The organism is Streptomyces sp. NBC_01294 (genome assembly GCF_035917235.1).
Taxonomy (GTDB): domain Bacteria; phylum Actinomycetota; class Actinomycetes; order Streptomycetales; family Streptomycetaceae; genus Streptomyces; species Streptomyces caledonius.
Map to the genome: position 1 here is coordinate 3,143,062 of NZ_CP108423.1, position 14,895 is coordinate 3,157,956.

Annotated in this window: 15 protein-coding genes; 7 read left to right on the forward strand and 8 right to left on the reverse strand. The window is 71.5% G+C overall.

The window, feature by feature from the left end:
- Positions 1–24 precede the first annotated feature (24 nt).
- On the reverse strand, positions 25–2,445 hold the full coding sequence (locus OG534_RS13955; protein ID WP_326588410.1) for a DUF4132 domain-containing protein: 2,421 nt from the start codon (positions 2,443–2,445) through the stop codon (positions 25–27).
- Positions 2,445–2,837 carry a hypothetical protein gene (locus tag OG534_RS13960; RefSeq protein ID WP_326588411.1) on the reverse strand — a complete coding sequence of 131 codons (393 nt, stop codon included), beginning with the start codon at positions 2,835–2,837 and terminating at the stop codon, positions 2,445–2,447. Before OG534_RS13960 ends, OG534_RS13955 begins: the two co-directional genes overlap by 1 nt.
- Positions 2,838–2,963: 126 nt before the next feature.
- Here OG534_RS13960 and OG534_RS13965 point away from each other — a divergent pair, with 126 nt between their 5' ends.
- From OG534_RS13965 to OG534_RS13975, 3 genes are all read left to right on the forward strand, one after another.
- Complete coding sequence (locus tag OG534_RS13965; protein WP_326588412.1) at positions 2,964–3,512, forward strand: hypothetical protein; 549 nt, start codon at positions 2,964–2,966, stop codon at positions 3,510–3,512.
- Positions 3,513–3,595: 83 nt separating this feature from the next.
- Positions 3,596–4,360, forward strand: coding sequence for an alpha/beta fold hydrolase (locus tag OG534_RS13970; RefSeq protein WP_326588413.1), 765 nt, complete (start codon positions 3,596–3,598; stop codon positions 4,358–4,360).
- Between the two features lie 75 nt (positions 4,361–4,435).
- Positions 4,436–5,098 carry a Uma2 family endonuclease gene (locus OG534_RS13975; RefSeq protein WP_326588414.1) on the forward strand — a complete coding sequence of 221 codons (663 nt, stop codon included), beginning with the start codon at positions 4,436–4,438 and terminating at the stop codon, positions 5,096–5,098.
- Between the two features lie 66 nt (positions 5,099–5,164).
- Here OG534_RS13975 and OG534_RS13980 read toward each other — a convergent pair whose 3' ends face one another.
- Positions 5,165–6,592: a family 2B encapsulin nanocompartment shell protein gene (locus tag OG534_RS13980; protein WP_326588415.1), complete on the reverse strand. Its 1,428-nt coding sequence runs from the start codon at positions 6,590–6,592 to the stop codon at positions 5,165–5,167.
- A 278-nt stretch (positions 6,593–6,870) separates the two neighbouring features.
- On the opposite strand from OG534_RS13980, the gene OG534_RS13985 reads away from it, so the two are divergent.
- The 3 genes from OG534_RS13985 to OG534_RS13995 are packed head-to-tail and all read left to right on the forward strand — an operon-like array spanning position 6,871 to position 8,450.
- Positions 6,871–7,275 carry a hypothetical protein gene (locus OG534_RS13985; protein ID WP_326588416.1) on the forward strand — a complete coding sequence of 135 codons (405 nt, stop codon included), beginning with the start codon at positions 6,871–6,873 and terminating at the stop codon, positions 7,273–7,275.
- A gap of 3 nt (positions 7,276–7,278) precedes the next feature.
- Positions 7,279–7,704: a thiol-disulfide oxidoreductase DCC family protein gene (locus OG534_RS13990; RefSeq protein ID WP_385158300.1), complete on the forward strand. Its 426-nt coding sequence runs from the start codon at positions 7,279–7,281 to the stop codon at positions 7,702–7,704.
- A gap of 11 nt (positions 7,705–7,715) precedes the next feature.
- The gene (locus OG534_RS13995; protein WP_326588418.1) at positions 7,716–8,450 is read left to right on the forward strand and encodes a TetR/AcrR family transcriptional regulator; all 735 of its coding nucleotides are present in this window, start codon (positions 7,716–7,718) and stop codon (positions 8,448–8,450) included.
- A gap of 116 nt (positions 8,451–8,566) precedes the next feature.
- Here OG534_RS13995 and OG534_RS14000 read toward each other — a convergent pair whose 3' ends face one another.
- A complete protein-coding gene (locus OG534_RS14000) occupies positions 8,567–9,979 on the reverse strand; it encodes a metallophosphoesterase (protein WP_326588419.1) in 1,413 nt (470 codons plus the stop codon).
- The gene (locus OG534_RS14005) at positions 9,976–10,242 is read right to left on the reverse strand and encodes an SCO4848 family membrane protein (RefSeq protein ID WP_326588420.1); all 267 of its coding nucleotides are present in this window, start codon (positions 10,240–10,242) and stop codon (positions 9,976–9,978) included. The genes OG534_RS14000 and OG534_RS14005 overlap by 4 nt, the downstream gene beginning before the upstream one ends.
- A 121-nt stretch (positions 10,243–10,363) precedes the next feature.
- On the opposite strand from OG534_RS14005, the gene OG534_RS14010 reads away from it, so the two are divergent.
- A complete protein-coding gene (locus OG534_RS14010) occupies positions 10,364–11,614 on the forward strand; it encodes a D-alanyl-D-alanine carboxypeptidase family protein (protein WP_326588421.1) in 1,251 nt (416 codons plus the stop codon).
- 280 nt (positions 11,615–11,894) lie between these two features.
- Here OG534_RS14010 and OG534_RS14015 read toward each other — a convergent pair whose 3' ends face one another.
- From OG534_RS14015 to trpS, 3 genes are all read right to left on the reverse strand, one after another.
- Positions 11,895–12,848, reverse strand: a complete 954-nt coding sequence (locus tag OG534_RS14015) for a YihY/virulence factor BrkB family protein (RefSeq protein WP_326588422.1) — start codon at positions 12,846–12,848, stop codon at positions 11,895–11,897.
- 178 nt (positions 12,849–13,026) lie between these two features.
- Positions 13,027–13,638 (reverse strand): 2'-5' RNA ligase family protein, encoded by a 612-nt coding sequence (locus OG534_RS14020; RefSeq protein ID WP_326588423.1) that lies wholly within the window; start codon positions 13,636–13,638, stop codon positions 13,027–13,029.
- Between the two features lie 97 nt (positions 13,639–13,735).
- Positions 13,736–14,749, reverse strand: a complete 1,014-nt coding sequence (gene trpS, locus OG534_RS14025; RefSeq protein WP_326588424.1) for a tryptophan--tRNA ligase — start codon at positions 14,747–14,749, stop codon at positions 13,736–13,738.
- Positions 14,750–14,895: the final 146 nt, after the last annotated feature.

Below are 14,895 nucleotides of genomic sequence, written 5' to 3' on the forward strand. Positions count from 1 at the left end.
GGCCCTCGTCGTTCCCTCACGGCGTCAGCGGCGGAGCTGGCTGGTGATCGTCGGGTCGGTGATCTCCGTGTCCTTCGCGAGCAGCATCGCCTTGGAGAGGATGACGGCCAGCGTCCGGTCCCCCTCGAAGGGCAGATAGCCGGGGTCGGCGGCGCCCGCCCCGCCCGAACCGCCTGGCACGATGCACAGGTACTGGTCGTTCGGGGTCATCAGGATGTTCCCCGAGCCCAGGTGGATCTTGTACGTGTGCAGCTCGCCCCGCACGTGCAGGAAGCGGCCCTCGACGGTGCACCGGTCGGCGATGGCCAGCCGCGGCACCAGTCGCTCCAGCAGCACCCGCCGGGTCTCGGCGCTCTGGTTCAGCTCGCCGAAGCCGTAGGAGTTCCAGTACTCGCGGAAGCGGCCCTGCGGCCCGCCGTCGGACCAGGTCGGGTCGTTGCCGACGCTGGCCACGCCCACGAACAGGTCGACGTCGCGCATCACCTCGCTCAGCACCAGCTCCGGTATCCGCTTGAGCGGCAGCGGATCGACGGTGCGGCGGCGGCCGGGTATCGGCCACATCGCGTACCTGCCGCCGTACGTGCCGGCCCGGTTCTGGGGGGCGTCGATCGGATAGAAGCGCACCTGGTCGGTCCGCAGCCGCAGGTAGGTCCCCGCCTCGGTGGTGTCGATCCCGTAGTCCTGGCCCTCGCCCTCGATCCAGTACTCGGCCCGCAGTCCCCACTGGGGAAGCTCGCGGGTGGCGGGCGGGGCGGAGTCGTCGACGCAGAGGCGGAGCCTGTTGCTCCATCCCCGGGCGGCGGCCAGCGAGTTGAACTGGTGCTGGCGCAGGATGTGTGCGGCGAAGCGGTTGGAGTAGTTCCGCGTCTTGCGTTCGGCGTCGGTCAGCAGGTACACCTCGCGGTGCGCCTGCTTGAAGGGCTGGGTCACGGCGTGCCGCTCCAGCCACTCCCGCCAGGCCTGCACCTCGGCGGGCTCCCGGCCGACGGGGTGCCACAGCTCGACGGTGGCGCCCTCGGTGAGGGTGGCGCCGGTGAGGGTGCGCAGCGCCCCGTCCGCGAAGCAGACGGCCGTCCCGTCCACGGTCCAGATCAGCCGCCGGGCCAGGGTGCCGACCAGCGGGTGGTCGAGGTACCGCTCGCGCCACGGCCCGTAGGCCCACCGGCGGCGGGCCAGGAACTGCCGGTCCAGCCGCTCCGACTGCGCCGACAGCGACTTGTCGATGTCCTTGGCCAGGCCCTTGAGTTCCCTGAGTTCCTCGGCGTGGTTCCGCCGCACCGTGGTGGGCGCGGACTTGACCTGCTTCCCCGTGGCGTTGCGCCAGACCGTCACGGCCCGGTTCCCGCGCACCTCCAGCTGCGCGGTGGCCTCCCCCAGACGGAACTCGGCCTTCCCCACCTGCGTCAGCCCGTACGCGGGAGCGGCCAGCTCCTCGATCTCCTCGCGGCTGAGTCCGAGCGCAGCGGCCCTCGTCTCCAGCGCCGCCTCGACGAGCTTGAGGGTGCCCTTGTACGTCACCCGGGTCGCGAGCCGCGCGAGTTCGGCGAGCGCGGCCTCACCCTCCATGCGGGCCAGGGAGTTGACCGCGGCGTTGGCCACCTTGGGGTTGCGCGGGCCGAGCCCGGCGGCCTTGCGCAGCGAGGTCTCCACGAGCGCGCCGAGGGCGCGCACCGTGTCGGGGTGCGGCGGGAGCAGGGACAGCAGCCAGGCGAGGCCGCGCAGGGCGTTGGCGTTGTACGGGTCGAACGCGCTGTTGACGTCCGGCTCGTACACCTCCCGCTCCAGCTCGAAGGTACGGGGCCGCCCGACGAGGGCGAGCCACGGCAGCACGGCCTCGCGCACGGCGTCGGCCCCGAGCCCGTCGACGAGCGCCCGGCCGCCCTTCTCCCAGGCGGCGGAGGGCTTGGCGGCCTTGGCGGTCAGCGCGTACGCGAGCAGCTCCCGCCGGCCTTCGTCCTCCATGGCCCGCTCCGCCCACGCCTCGCCGACGTTGAGCACGGGTTCGGTGAGCAGCCGGGCGAACTCGACGAGGGTGCTGTCGCGGTACGCGCTCATGGCGCTGCGCCGGATCGTCGCGACGACGGCGGGAGCGAGCGCCTGCCCGGCGGCGAGCTCCGCATCAGCGAGGGCCTCGTGGCGGTCGGCGTACCAGCAGGTGTGGGACCGGGAGAGTCGATCGAGCCGGGCGGTCCGCTCCTGTGCCAGCGGAAGACCGTCCAGACCGCGGCCGACGACCGCGATCAGGGTCAGCAGGGTGCGCTGGACCGGCTCCGTGTCCCTCCCCCTGCGGTACCGGTCGGCGAAGGCCGCGACCACCTGGCGGCGGTCCGCGTCGGCAAGTCGCTGCACGGCGTCGAGCAGCTCCTGCACCGCCGGGTTCCGGAACGAGTGGCTCACGACCTTGACGACCAGTTCGCCCGCCATGGCCTCGAAGTCGTGCGTCATCAGCCACCCACCAGCGCGACGAGCTTCAGGAAGGTGACCTCGACGCCGGGCGGCAGCGATATCTCCGCGTCCAGCTCGGTCACCTGACGGTCCCCCACCAGGACCAGGAACCCGTTGCGCTCGAACGCCCGGAGCGCCAGCTCGGTCTGCTTCTCCGGGTCGATGCGGCGCGGGGTCCGCAGCGCGTACCCGTTGAGCGTCCGCTCGGCGCCCTCCGGCCGCACCAGCCCCTGGAACACCTCGGGCCGCTTCGCGTGGTACTCCGCGACCTCCTGGAACACCCTGCGCCGGATCAGCTCGCGCAGCGCGAGCCGCTCCTCGGCGATCTCAAGTCCCCAGCCGTCGCACCGGCTTCCGGCGGTCGTCTCGTCGACGAAGGTCACCATTCCCATGCCTCCGACCGTAGGGGCGCCCACTGACAACGACCCGGGCCGGACCGGCGCACCGCCGGCCGCGGCGAGGCCCCGGGCACGGGACCGGGGGTACAGGGCGGGGGTCCCTGTGGAAGGATCGGCCGTATGAGCGAGCAGCAGCCGAATCCGTACGCCAGTGACCCCAGTCAGGGCGGCCAGCCCGGCACGCCCGACCCGGAGGGCTACAAGTGGGGCCCGGGAGAGGCCAGTTACGGCTACCCGCAGCCCTACCCGGTGGCCCCGGCCTATCAGCCGACCATCGGCGGCGCGGGCATTCCGGCCCCCGTCGACTACTCCGCCGCCCCCGTCGGCGGGGCCGGCCTGTCCCTCGGCGACATCACCATCGCGGGGGACCAGATCATCACCCCGTCGGGGACGATGCCGCTCAGGGGCGCGATGTGGAACGCGACCGACTTCTCGCGCACCGAGGAGAAGATCCCGGCCCACGCGATCGTGCTCGCGGTCATCTTCTTCCTGTTCTGCCTGCTCGGCCTGCTCTTCCTCCTGATGAAGGAGAAGAAGACCACCGGCTACATCCAGATCACGGTCACCAGCGGCGGCCGGCACCACTCCACGATGATCCCGGCGGTGGACGCGAACACCTACCCGTGGGTGATGTCGCAGATCAACTACGCGCGGTCGCTCAGCTTCTGAGGGTGCGGGGCGGGCGGGCGACCCCGGGGAGCCCGCCCCGGAAAACGGTGGCGGAGCGACCCGCGAACCGCGAAGATCACCGGATGATCGTTTCTCATGATGTGGACGGGCCGGCAGACGGCCCCGCCGTCGTCCTGCTGCACTCCTCCGTCTGCGACCGGCGCATGTGGGAGCCGCAGTGGCGCCCACTGGCCGAGGCCGGCTTCCGGGTGATCCGGCCCGACTTCCGCACCTGCGGGGACTCCCCCGCCGCCGAGTCCCCGTACAGCGACGTGGGCGACGTACGGGACCTGCTGGACCACCTCGGTGTGCAGCGGGCGGCCCTGGTCGGGAGCTCCTACGGCGGCCGGGTCGCGCTGACGCTCGCCGCGCTGCATCCCGAGCGGGTGGCCTCGCTGCTCCTGCTCTGCCCCGGCCGGCCGGGGCACGAACCGAGCCCGGAACTGCGGAAGTTCGGCGCGGCCGAGGACGTCTTCCTCGACGCGGGGGACCTGGCCGGCGCCGCCGAGTTCAACGCCCGCACCTGGCTCGGCCCGGACGCCGACGCCGACGCGCACGCCCTCGTCCGCGCGATGCAGCTGCGGAACTTCGAGGGCGCCCTGGCCGTCACCGAAAGCCACGAACTCCCCGAGTCCCCCGTCGACCTGGCCTCGGTCACCGCCCCGACGCTGGCCTTCGGCGGCGCCCACGACCTTCCCGACTTCCGCCGGATCGCCGCCGAGCTTCCCCGCCTCGTCCCGGGCGCCGAGCACCGGGAGCTCCCCTGGGCGGGCCACCTGCCGTCGCTGGAGCGCCCGGAGGAGACGACCCGCCTGGTGCTGGAGTTCCTGAACCGCTCCTTCCGGTGAATCGTCCGCATACCGCGCGAAGGGGCCGCGCCGTCCTACGATGATGCTCTCGACCCAGCCCACGGGAGGCCCGGAATGTCCACAGCACCCGTCGAGCACCCTGAGTACGCCGACGAGGAGAGTCCGCTGACCCTCCTCGAGGAGGCCGACAGGCTCATGGAGCAGAACCCCGGCTACCGCGTCGAGATCATCGGAGGCATCCTCACCGTGACCCCACCGCCGGATGTCCCGCACGCCCTGGTCCTCACTGAACTCATGCTGCCTTTTCTGAGTGCAGGCCTGCATGGGCCCGAGTCGCATGTCGTGCAGGGCATCGGCCTTTGGCTGCCCGACGGGTCCGAGGACTACGCCATCCCCGACCTGTCCGTGGTCGACGCCGACATCGACGACCACCTGGTCGAGTTCAACTGCTACGACCCGGTGGCCTTCCGCCTGGTCCTGGAAGTGACCTCGTCGAACTACAACAACGACCTGCGCGCCAAGGCCGTGGCCTACGCCCAGGCCCGGATCCCGGTCTACGTCATCGTCAACCGCAAGCACCAGCGGGTGCACGTCCTGACCGACCCCGTCGAGGGCGAGTACACGAGCCACCGCATTCACGCGGCCGGTGAACTGGCGACCCTGCCCGACACGCTGGGCGCGAAGGTCACCCTCGACGTGGACCAGCTCCTGAAGGCGGGACGACCGCGCAAGAAGCAGCCGAAGCCCGCCGCGGAGGAGCAGGACCCTCAGGCCTGATCCACCGCGTCCGGTCGGGCCGAAGAAGGGACGGGCCGAGGGGACGGGCCGGGCCACGGACGGGGTTCACGCGCGCGGGCGGACCTCCACGTTCTCCAGGACGCCGATGGCGTCCGGGACCAGCACGGCCGCCGAGTAGTAGGCGGTGACGAGGTACGAGATGATCGCGCGCTCGTCGATCCCCATGAAGCGGACGTTGAGCCCCGGCTCGTACTCGTCCGGCAGGCCGGTCTGGTAGAGCCCGATCACTCCTTCGTTGTCCTCGCCCGTCCGCACGGCGATGATCGAGGAGGTGTGCTGCTCGGTGAGCGGGATCTTCCCGCAGGGCAGGATCGGCACGCCCCGCCAGGCCGGGATGTGGTGGCCGTCGACCTCGACGTGGCCGAGGTTCAGCCCCCGCTTGTTGCACTCCTTGCCGAAGGCGGCGATGGCCTTGGGGTGGGCGAACAGGTACTGGGTGCCGCGCCGCATGCTGAGCAGGTCGTCGAGGTCGTCCGGGGTCGGCGGGCCGCAGTGCGTCTGGATGCGCTGGTCGAAGTCGGTGTTGTGGAGCAGCCCGAATTCCGGGTTGTTGACGAGCTCGTACTCCTGCCGCTCGCGGAGCTCCTGGACGGTGAGCCGCAGCTGCTGGTGGGTCTGGTTCATCGGCTGGTTGTAGAGGTCGGCGACGCGGGTGTGGACCTTCAGCACGGTCTGGGCCACGCTCAGCTCGTACTCGCGTGGCGTGAGCTCGTAGTCGGCGAAGGCGCCCGGCAGCACGGCCTCGCCGTGGTGGCCGGCGCTCAGTTCGATGAGCTTCTCGCCCACCTTGTTGGTCTTGAAGCCGTTCCTGCTGCCGTTCTGGCTCGCGACGTGCGCGCGCAGGTGCTCGTACTGGTCGGCGACCGCCCGGTAGGCCGTTTCCGGGAGCGCGAGGAGGGTGACCGCGGTCGTCGCGCGGGCGGTGAACTCCCAGGTGGTGCCCTTGGACCGGGTCAGGGTGTGGCAGCCGAAGGTGTCGCCGTCGCCGAGCCTGCCGAGGATGTTCTCGTCCCCGTACTTGCCCGGGCCGACCTTCTCGACCTTGCCGTGGGCGATGAGGTATACGTGGTCGGCCTTCTTGCCGGCGTGCACGATGACCTGGCCGGGCTGGTACTCCTTCTGCACGAAGCGCTCGGCCAGCGCACCGAGCGCGAGCTGGTCGTCGAAGCCGCGCAGGAGGGGCAGTTCGGTCAGCTCGGCCGGGATGACCTGGACCTTGGAGCCGTTCTTGACGAAGGCGACGCGGCCGTCCCCGAGCACGTACGAGAGGCGCCGGTTCACCCGGTAGACGCCGCCGGGGGTGTGCACCCAGGGCAGTTTGCGCAGGAGCCAGCGGGAGCTGATGCCCTGCATCTGCGGTTCGGACTTGGTCGTCGTCGCGAGGGTGCGCGCCGCCGCCGTACTGAGACTGAGCTGTTCCTGATGCTGCTGAGCCGTTGCGGTCCGGGTGCCTGGGGCCGTCTCCACCGACATGGGCTGCCTCGCTTTCAAATGAAGGTCGCAGTCACTCTCGGTGGCTATGTGTAACGCATCGTGGTCACCCCTGTCGCCGGGCGTCACCACCCGGGGGTGACCCGATTGGGCCGTCCGGCCCAGCCCCGGAGCCCGGGAACCGGGACCGGCGGACCGGGGCTCCGGGGGCGGGACCCGGATGCGCGGGGGCCGTTCCGCCATTCGCTTGAACCTGTTCAAAAAAAGCCCTACAGTCATCCCTGTCAGCAGTATTGAACGCGTTCAAGGGGGCTGGGGCAATGGACCTCACCGTGGTCACGTACGTCATCTACCTGCTCATCAGCATCGGGCTCACCGTCTGGGTGGCCCGCACGCTCAGCCGTAACGGCCGCGTCTTCATCGGCGACGTCCTCCAGGGGAACGAGAAGCTCGCGGACGCCGTGAACCAGCTGCTCGTGGTCGGCTTCTACCTCGTGAACATCGGCTTCGTGACCCTCTACCTGCGGTCGAGCGAGGAGATCGAAACGGCCCGCGGCCTCTTCGAGGCGCTCTCGGTCAAGCTCGGCGTCGTCCTGCTGGTCCTCGGGTTCATGCACCTCGGCAACGTGTGGGTGCTGAACAAGATGCGCCGCCGCGGAATCATGGAGCGCCAGCAGACCCCGCCGGTCGCCCCGCAGGGGTGGACCGCGCCGGCCGGGGCCTGAACGGTGGCGCCCGGGTTGCCGGTCCGGAAGCTGACCGTGCTCTACGACGCAAACTGCCCGCTCTGCGTGCACATCCGGCACTGGCTGCTCGCACAGCGCCGGCTGGTCCCGCTCGACCTGGTCCCCGCCGCGTCCCACGAGGCGCGGCGGCGGTTCCCGAGGCTCGACCACGAGTCGACGCTCCGGGAGATCACCGTGGTCGGGGACTCGGGGCAGGTCTGGACCGGGACGGACGCCTTCATCGTCTGCCTGTGGGCACTGGTCGAACACCGGCCGAGGGCGAACTGGCTGGCCACCCCGGCCGGTCGGCCCTTCGCCCGGGCGGCGATGTACACGGCCTCCGCGTGGCGGCAGGCCGTGCGCACCGAGGGCCACCCCGAGGGCGTCGAGGGACCGGCCTGTGACGACCAGTGCTCCGTCCCCCGATAGGCTCATACACCGTGACTGATCAGAAGGCTCCCAAGAGCGAGCAGACCCGCACGCTCATCCTCGAAACCGCGCTCCGGCTCTTCCAGGAGCGCGGCTTCGACAAGACGACGATGCGGGGTATCGCGAAGGAGGCCGGTGTCTCGGTCGGCAACGCCTACTACTACTTCGAGTCGAAGGAACACCTGGTCCAGGGGTTCTACGACCGGATCGGCGCCGCCCATCAGAAGGCGGTCCGACCCATCCTGGACAGCGAGACCGATCTGCAGAAGCGGCTCGCGGGCGTGCTGACGAGCTGGATGGACATCGCGGCCCCGTACCACGAGTTCGCCTCGCAGTTCTTCAAGAACGCGGCGGACCCCGAGAGTCCGCTCAGCCCGTTCTCGCCGGAATCGGAGCCGGCGCGGCAGGCGGCGATCGACATCCACCGCGAGGTGCTGGCGGGGGCGAAGACCAAGGTGCCGGCCGAGCTGGTCGACGTACTGCCCGAGCTGATGTGGCTCTCGCAGATGGGTCTGGTCCTGTACTGGGTCTTCGACCGCTCCCCGAACAGCGAGAAGACGCGGCGGCTCGCCGAGCGCGGCGCGCAGCTGACGACGCGGGGCATCGTGCTGGCCCGGTTCCGGGTGCTGCGGCCGCTGGTGCGGGAAGTGCACGAGCTGTTCGCGGACTTCCTTCCGGGCATGGCGCAGACGGCGACGGCCGGGGCCCGGCGCAAGGCCTCGGACCCCGACCCGGACCCCGCGTAGTCGCAGCCGCAGCCGCCTCCGAGCGGGGCGAGGAACTCGTCCGCGCGGGAAGTCGGCGATCCACCCGATCGTGGGGACGTCGAACTCGTCCCCGCGTTCACCCTTCTCGGGGCGGGTCAGGCCTGATATGAGGCGAGTTCGACGACGGTGATGTCGGACGGCGCCCCCACCCGGACCGGGGGTCCCCAGGCGCCGGCCCCGCGGGAGACGTAGAGCTGGGTGTCGCCGTAGCGCTCCAGGCCGGCGACGGTGGGGTTGGCGAGCTCGGCGAGGTAGTTGCCGGGCCAGAGCTGGCCGCCGTGGGTGTGGCCGGAGAGCTGGAGGTCGACGCCGTGGCGGACGGCGTCGTGGATGACGACGGGCTGGTGGGCGAGGAGTACGGCGGCCCGCGTCCGGTCGCGGTCGCCGAGGGCGGCCTGGAAGTCGGGGCCGGTCCCCTCCTGCTCCCCCTGGATGTCGTTGACGCCGGCGAGGTCGAAGTGCGGGAGCGCGCGGCGGGCGTTCTCCAGGGGGGTCAGCCCCAGTTCGCGGACGTGGTCGATCCACTGCTGGGCGCCGGAGAAGTACTCGTGGTTCCCGGTGACGAAGAACGAGCCGTGGCGGGCCGTGAGCTCGCGCAGCGGCTCCGCCGAGGGCCCGAGGTCCGGGACGCTGCCGTCGACGAGGTCGCCGACGATGGCGATGAGGTCGGGCTGGGTCCGGTTGACGGTGTCGACGATGCGCTGGGCGTGGGCGCGGCCGAGCACCGGGCCGAGGTGGACGTCGCTGACGACGGCGATCCGGAAGCCGTGTGCCGCGCGCGGCAGTTTGGCCAGGGGGACCTGCACCCGCCGCACGCTCGGCCCGCGCAGGACCCCGTACGTCCCGGCGCCGACGGTCCCGACGGCCACGGCGGCGGCCGCCCCGCCGACGGCGCGCGCGACGAACCGGCGCCGGGTCAGACCGACGCCTGCGGTGAGCCCGTCTGCGGCGGCGGGCCCGTCGGTGCCGGCCGGCGCGTCGGTTGCGGCCGCGGCCGACTCCTGCGGGGAGGCGTGGCCCTGCGGGCCGGCGGCATCGCGCGAGGGGCGCTCGGCGAGGGGGGCGCGGCCCTGCGGGCCGGGCGCACGGCCCGCGGCCACCACCGCGCCGGGCTCCACCGCGGCGCCCGTGTCCGCGTCCGCCGGGCCGGGCCCGGCAGGCCCGTCCACCGCTCCGGAGGTGGCGCGGTGGGCCAGACGGCGGAGCAACAGCGCGCGGATCGGCTCCGCGAGCAGCATCGTCAGGGTCAGGTACAAGAGCACCGCGAGCCAGAGGTACCCGGGCCAGGCAACCGTCTGCTGCAGCCAGAAGGGCGCCCCGGCGCGGCCCGTGGTCAGGGCGGCCACAGAGAGGAGGGGCAGGGCGATGGCCAAGGCCGTGCCGATGCGGCGGGTCACGCCGCCGGGGGCGGTGGTGTCGCGGACCAGGCGGATCCACAGCCAGCGGTGGACCAGGACCAGCAGGGCGAAGACCGCGAGCGCGACCAGCGCGAAAACCAGGATCGTCATGCCGAGCCACCCTTGTCCGTACGTGATCCGCGCCGCAGGGCCAGGACCCCGCGCAACCCGATCACACCGACCGCCGTCCCCAGGAGAAAGGACATCACCGCGAGCGTCAGGTGCACCCAGAAGAACGAAGTGGGATCACCCGCCGCATCGAAGGCCTGGCCACTGCCGTTCTTCCACAGGTTCCGGACGAAAGACACCCAGATGAACCAGCTCCACACTCCGAAGGCGAGCAGGAACCAGGAGGCGGCACGGCTCAGTTTCATGCCTTCAGTATCGGATTCGTCCCCAGGACGGACGCGCCGGGGTGGGCTGTCCCGGGGGTGGTTGCCGCGAATTGGCCGGTCCGCGACATCATCCAGCTCATCGGGATGTACTTTCACCTGCGTGTCTGCCAAGACGACCGCCCTGACGGTCCTATCCGCCGCGTTGCTGGTCCCCACCATGCTGGTGGCCCCCGCACACGCCGCGCCGACCCCGCCGGCCGACGGAAAGGGCGGCCCCGCCAAGGCGCCGCAGGCCCCGGCGGCGCCGGCGCCGCCCGCCTCGATGTCCACGGTCGGCGGATCCCTGCTCGGGCAGCCGGGGACGCAGGTGAACCTGCTGCCCGGTGCCCCCGCCCTGCCGACGAACCTCACCGGGCGGTCGTGGATCGTCGCCGACGCCGAGTCCGGCGAGGTCCTGGCGGCGCACAACGCGCACTGGCGGCTGCCGCCGGCCTCCACGATGAAGATGCTGTTCGCGGACACCCTGCTGCCGGGGCTGCCCAAGGAGCAGGTCCGCAAGGTCACCGACCAGGACATGGAGGGCGTGGGCCCGGGCAGCAGCCTGGTCGGGGTCAAGGAGGACCTGGAGTACTCCGTCCACGACCTGTGGCTCGGGGTGTTCCTGCGGTCGGGAAACGACGCCGTGCACGTGCTTTCGGCCATGAACGGCGGCGTCGAGAAGACCGTCAAGGACATGCAGGCGCACGCCGAGGAGCTCCAGGCGCTGGACACCCACGTCGTGTCCCCCGACGGCTACGACGCCCCCGATCAGGTGTCGAGCGCGTACGACCTGACGCTCATCGCCCGCTCCGGGCTGCAGAAGCAGGACTTCCGGGAGTACTGCGGCACGGTGAGCGCGAAGTTCCCCGGCAAGCAGGAGGCCGGGAAGCCGCGGGACCACTTCGAGATCACGAACACCAACCGGCTGATGACGGGCGCGGGCGGCCTCTCCCCGTACAAGGGCATCGCCGGGGTGAAGAACGGCAACACCACCATGGCCGGCTCCACCTTCACCGGCGCCGCGCAGCAGGGCTCCCGCAAGCTGCTGGTCACGGTGATGAACCCGGGCGCGGGCGGCGCGAACTCGGTCTACGAGGAGACCGCCGCCCTCTTCGACTGGGGCTTCACGGCGGCCGGGAAGGTCAAGCCGGTGGGTGAGCTGGTGCCGCCGAAGAGCGCGGACACCTCCGCGCACGGCTCCCCGGCCCAGTCGCACGAGAACAACCCGTCGGCGGCCGGAGGGCCGGGCGGCGGCATCGGCACCGCTCTGGGCGTCGCGGGCGGTGCGCTGGCCGTGCTGGCGGGCGGCGCCTACGTGGTCAACCGCCGTTGGCCCCGGGGCCGCCGGAGCCGGGGCGAGGACCTGGTGTAGGACGGGGCCGGCCGGACCGGCCCGTCCAGGCCCGGACCGGCCCCGCCCCTTCGTTCGTTCGTTCGGTCAGAAGGTGCGCTGGGTGGACCAGCCGGCCTGGCTGGACGGGTTGGTCAGGTCGACGGTGATGCCGGACAGGCGCCCGTCCGGGCCCCGGACGATCGGTCCCGTTGCATCGTGCACGGAACCCCGTGGCAGGCCTACCCACCCCTCCCGGGGCCGGGCCGTGGATTCACCCGAACGAGTCTCCGGCGCCCCCCACCTGCGATTTCAAGCCGTTTCACCGGGCGCCGGAAGGCTCCGGTGCGCCCGGCGGCGGCTCGTGCGCGCCGTCGCCGGGCGCACCGTTCTCGCCGTTCTCCGCTCCGCCGCCGTCGCCCTCGCCGTCGTCGCGGGTCGCCGTCCAGGACGAGACGTAGAGCAGCAGCTTCGCCGTGAAGTTGATCCAGAGCAGCAGGGCGATCGGCACGCCGAAGGCCCCGTACATGCTCTTGGCGGCGACCTCCCGCATGTAGCCGCTCAGCAGCAGTTTCAGCAGCTCGAAGCCCGCCGCGCCGATCAGGGCCGCCTGGATCAGGCGGCCGCGCGGCGGTTCGACGCCGGGGAGCAGGGTCAGGAGGTAGAGCAGCAGCAGGAAGGCGGCCACGACGCCGACGAGGAAGGCGAGGGAGCGCAGCAGGGCGCCGCCCGCGCCCTCGCGCGGGATCCCCAGCCAGTCGGCGGACTTCCCGACCGCGCTGGATCCCAGGATCGAGGCCACGGCCGAGGCCAGGGCCGCCCCGCCGAGGCCGAGCAGGACGAGCCCGTCCTTGCCCTTGCGGACGAACGGGCTCCCGTCGTCCTCGTCGTCCTTGTCCCACACCGCGCGCAGGCAGTCCCGCATCGCGCCCACCCAGCCGATGCCGGTGAAGAGCAGGAGGGCGCCGGCGACGAGGCCGACCGTGCCCGCGTTCGCGACGAGCCCGTCGATGTCGAGCTGGTCGGAGATGCCCGGGACCTGTTCGGAGAGGTTCTTCTCCAGCCGGTCCAGCTGCTCCTCGCTGAGCAGCGCCGCGCCCACCGCGGCGGCGACGGTGATCAGCGGGAACAGCGCGAGGAAGCTGATGAAGGTGATCGCGGCGGCGAGCCGGGTCCAGTGCACGCGGTCGAGGCGTTCGTACGAACGCCACGCGTGGGTCCGGGTCAGACGGGCCGCCAACGGACCGATCACCGGGAGTTTCGTCAGCCAGTCCATGGAGTCACCGTAAATGAGACGCCGGAAATAGCCGGGATTGTCGGTTTTGGGGACTACGGTCCTCGATTGTGACTTTTCGCGAAGCGCGCCCGACGGGCCGCCCGTTCCACACCCTGGTCCTGCGAAGGCTGAGGTTCCGTGCCCGGCGCACCGCCCGGCTGACCCTGCGCCCGCTCCGTCAGGACGGCCGTATGGTCGCCCCGGCCGCTCCGGCCGCCTCAGCCGCTTCAGCCGGGCAGCCCGGCTGCGCCGGCACGACGGCGGGTCCGGTCCCGAACGGGTACTCGCGCAGCTTGCGCCAGACCCCGTCCGAGCCCTGCTCGTAGAGCGCGAAGCCCGCGCAGACCCACTCGGCGGCGTACTCGGCGAGGGTCGTGAACGCCAGGTCCATCGCCTCCTCGGAGATCCCGTGGGCGACCGTGACGTGCGGGTGGTACGGGAAGGCCAGCTCGCGGTCGAGCGGCCCGGCGGGGTCGCGGACCTCGCCCTGGAGGCGGGTGCAGCCCGCGACGCCCTCGACGATCTGAACGAAGACGACAGGCGAGAGGGGGCGGAAGGTTCCCGTCCCGCCCAGCCGCATCCGGAAGGCCCGGAAGGCGGCCGCGACCTCGCAGAGGTGGGCGCGGATCGCCGGGAGCCGGTCCGCCTCCACCTCGGTGGGCGGTACGAGGGTGACGTGCGTGGGGATGCCGTGCGCGGCAGCGTCCCCGAAGCCCGCGCGCAGCTCCTGGAGCTGGCTGCCGTACGGCTCCGGGACCGCGATCGAAACGCCGAGCGTTACGGTCCCCACGTATCTCTCCTCCGCTTGTCGATGTGGACTGCTGCCGCCCCAGTGTGGCGGCAGCACCCCCTTTCGTGCCAGAGCCCTCTGTCCGTAGTTGCGTTCGTCAGTGCTTGGCGGGCACCAGACCGAGCCGGTCGTACGCCTGCGCGAGGGTCTCGGCGGCGACCGCGCGGGCCTTCTCCGCGCCCTTGGCCAGGAGGGAATCCAGCGTCTCGGGGTCGTCCAGGTACTCCTGGGTGCGCTGCTTGAAGGGTGTGACGAAATCGACCATCACACCGGCCAGGTCGGTCTTCAGCGCGCCGTAGCCCTTGCCCTCGTACTTCGTCTCCAGCTCGGCGATCGTCTCGCCCGTGAGGGTGGAGTAGATCGTGAGCAGGTTGCTGACGCCGGGCTTCTTCTCGGTGTCGAAGCGGACCTCGGCCTCGGTGTCGGTGACCGCGCTCTTGATCTTCTTCTCGGTGACCTTGGGCTCGTCGAGGAGGTTGATCAGGCCCTTGGGCGACGACGCGGACTTCGACATCTTGATCGCCGGGTCCTGGAGGTCGTAGATCTTCGCGACCTCCTTGACGATGTGCGCGGCGGGGAGGGTGAAGGTCTGGCCGTAGCGCTGGTTGAAGCGCTCGGCCAGGTCGCGGGTCAGCTCGATGTGCTGGCGCTGGTCCTCGCCGACGGGGACGGCGTTCGCCTGGTAGAGCAGGATGTCGGCGACCTGGAGGATCGGGTACGTGAACAGGCCGACGGTGGCGTTGTTCACGCCGCCCTTGGCGGACTTGTCCTTGAACTGGGTCATCCGGCTGGCCTCGCCGAAACCGGTGATGCAGTTCATGACCCAGCCGAGCTGCGCGTGCTCCGGCACGTGGCTCTGGATGAAGAGCGTGCAGCGCTCGGGGTCCAGGCCGGCGGCGAGCAGCTGTGCGGCGGAGAGGCGGGTGTTCGCGCGCAGATCCTTCGGATCCTGCGGAATGGTGATCGCGTGCAGGTCGACGACCATGTAGAACGCGTCGTGCGTCTCCTGGAGGGCGACGTACTGGCGAATGGCTCCGAGGTAGTTCCCGAGGTGGAACGAACCGGAGGTGGGCTGGATGCCGGAGAGCGCGCGAGGACGATCAGAAGCCATGGCTTCATTCTCTCAGGTGCGGGGGCGGGCTCGGGCCCTCCGCTGGCCGGAACCTTCCGGGTCGCGGGGGTGCGGGCCGTGCCGCGCCGGGGTACCGGGCGGTAGCGGCGCGGCCGGATCCCGCCCCGGCCGAGCGACCGCTTTCC

Excerpts from the sequence above, each read along its gene's own strand:
- OG534_RS13955 (WP_326588410.1), bottom strand. The coding sequence starts at position 2,445 with ATGACGCACGACTTCGAGGCCATGGCGGGCGAACTGGTCGTCAAGGTC.
- OG534_RS13960 (WP_326588411.1), bottom strand. The coding sequence starts at position 2,837 with ATGGGAATGGTGACCTTCGTCGACGAGACGACCGCCGGAAGCCGGTGC.
- OG534_RS13965 (WP_326588412.1), top strand. The coding sequence starts at position 2,964 with ATGAGCGAGCAGCAGCCGAATCCGTACGCCAGTGACCCCAGTCAGGGC.
- OG534_RS13970 (WP_326588413.1), top strand. The coding sequence starts at position 3,596 with ATGATCGTTTCTCATGATGTGGACGGGCCGGCAGACGGCCCCGCCGTC.
- OG534_RS13975 (WP_326588414.1), top strand. The coding sequence starts at position 4,436 with ATGTCCACAGCACCCGTCGAGCACCCTGAGTACGCCGACGAGGAGAGT.
- OG534_RS13980 (WP_326588415.1), bottom strand. The coding sequence starts at position 6,592 with ATGTCGGTGGAGACGGCCCCAGGCACCCGGACCGCAACGGCTCAGCAG.
- OG534_RS13985 (WP_326588416.1), top strand. The coding sequence starts at position 6,871 with ATGGACCTCACCGTGGTCACGTACGTCATCTACCTGCTCATCAGCATC.
- OG534_RS14000 (WP_326588419.1), bottom strand. The coding sequence starts at position 9,979 with ATGACGATCCTGGTTTTCGCGCTGGTCGCGCTCGCGGTCTTCGCCCTG.
- OG534_RS14005 (WP_326588420.1), bottom strand. The coding sequence starts at position 10,242 with ATGAAACTGAGCCGTGCCGCCTCCTGGTTCCTGCTCGCCTTCGGAGTG.
- OG534_RS14015 (WP_326588422.1), bottom strand. The coding sequence starts at position 12,848 with ATGGACTGGCTGACGAAACTCCCGGTGATCGGTCCGTTGGCGGCCCGT.
- trpS (WP_326588424.1), bottom strand. The coding sequence starts at position 14,749 with ATGGCTTCTGATCGTCCTCGCGCGCTCTCCGGCATCCAGCCCACCTCC.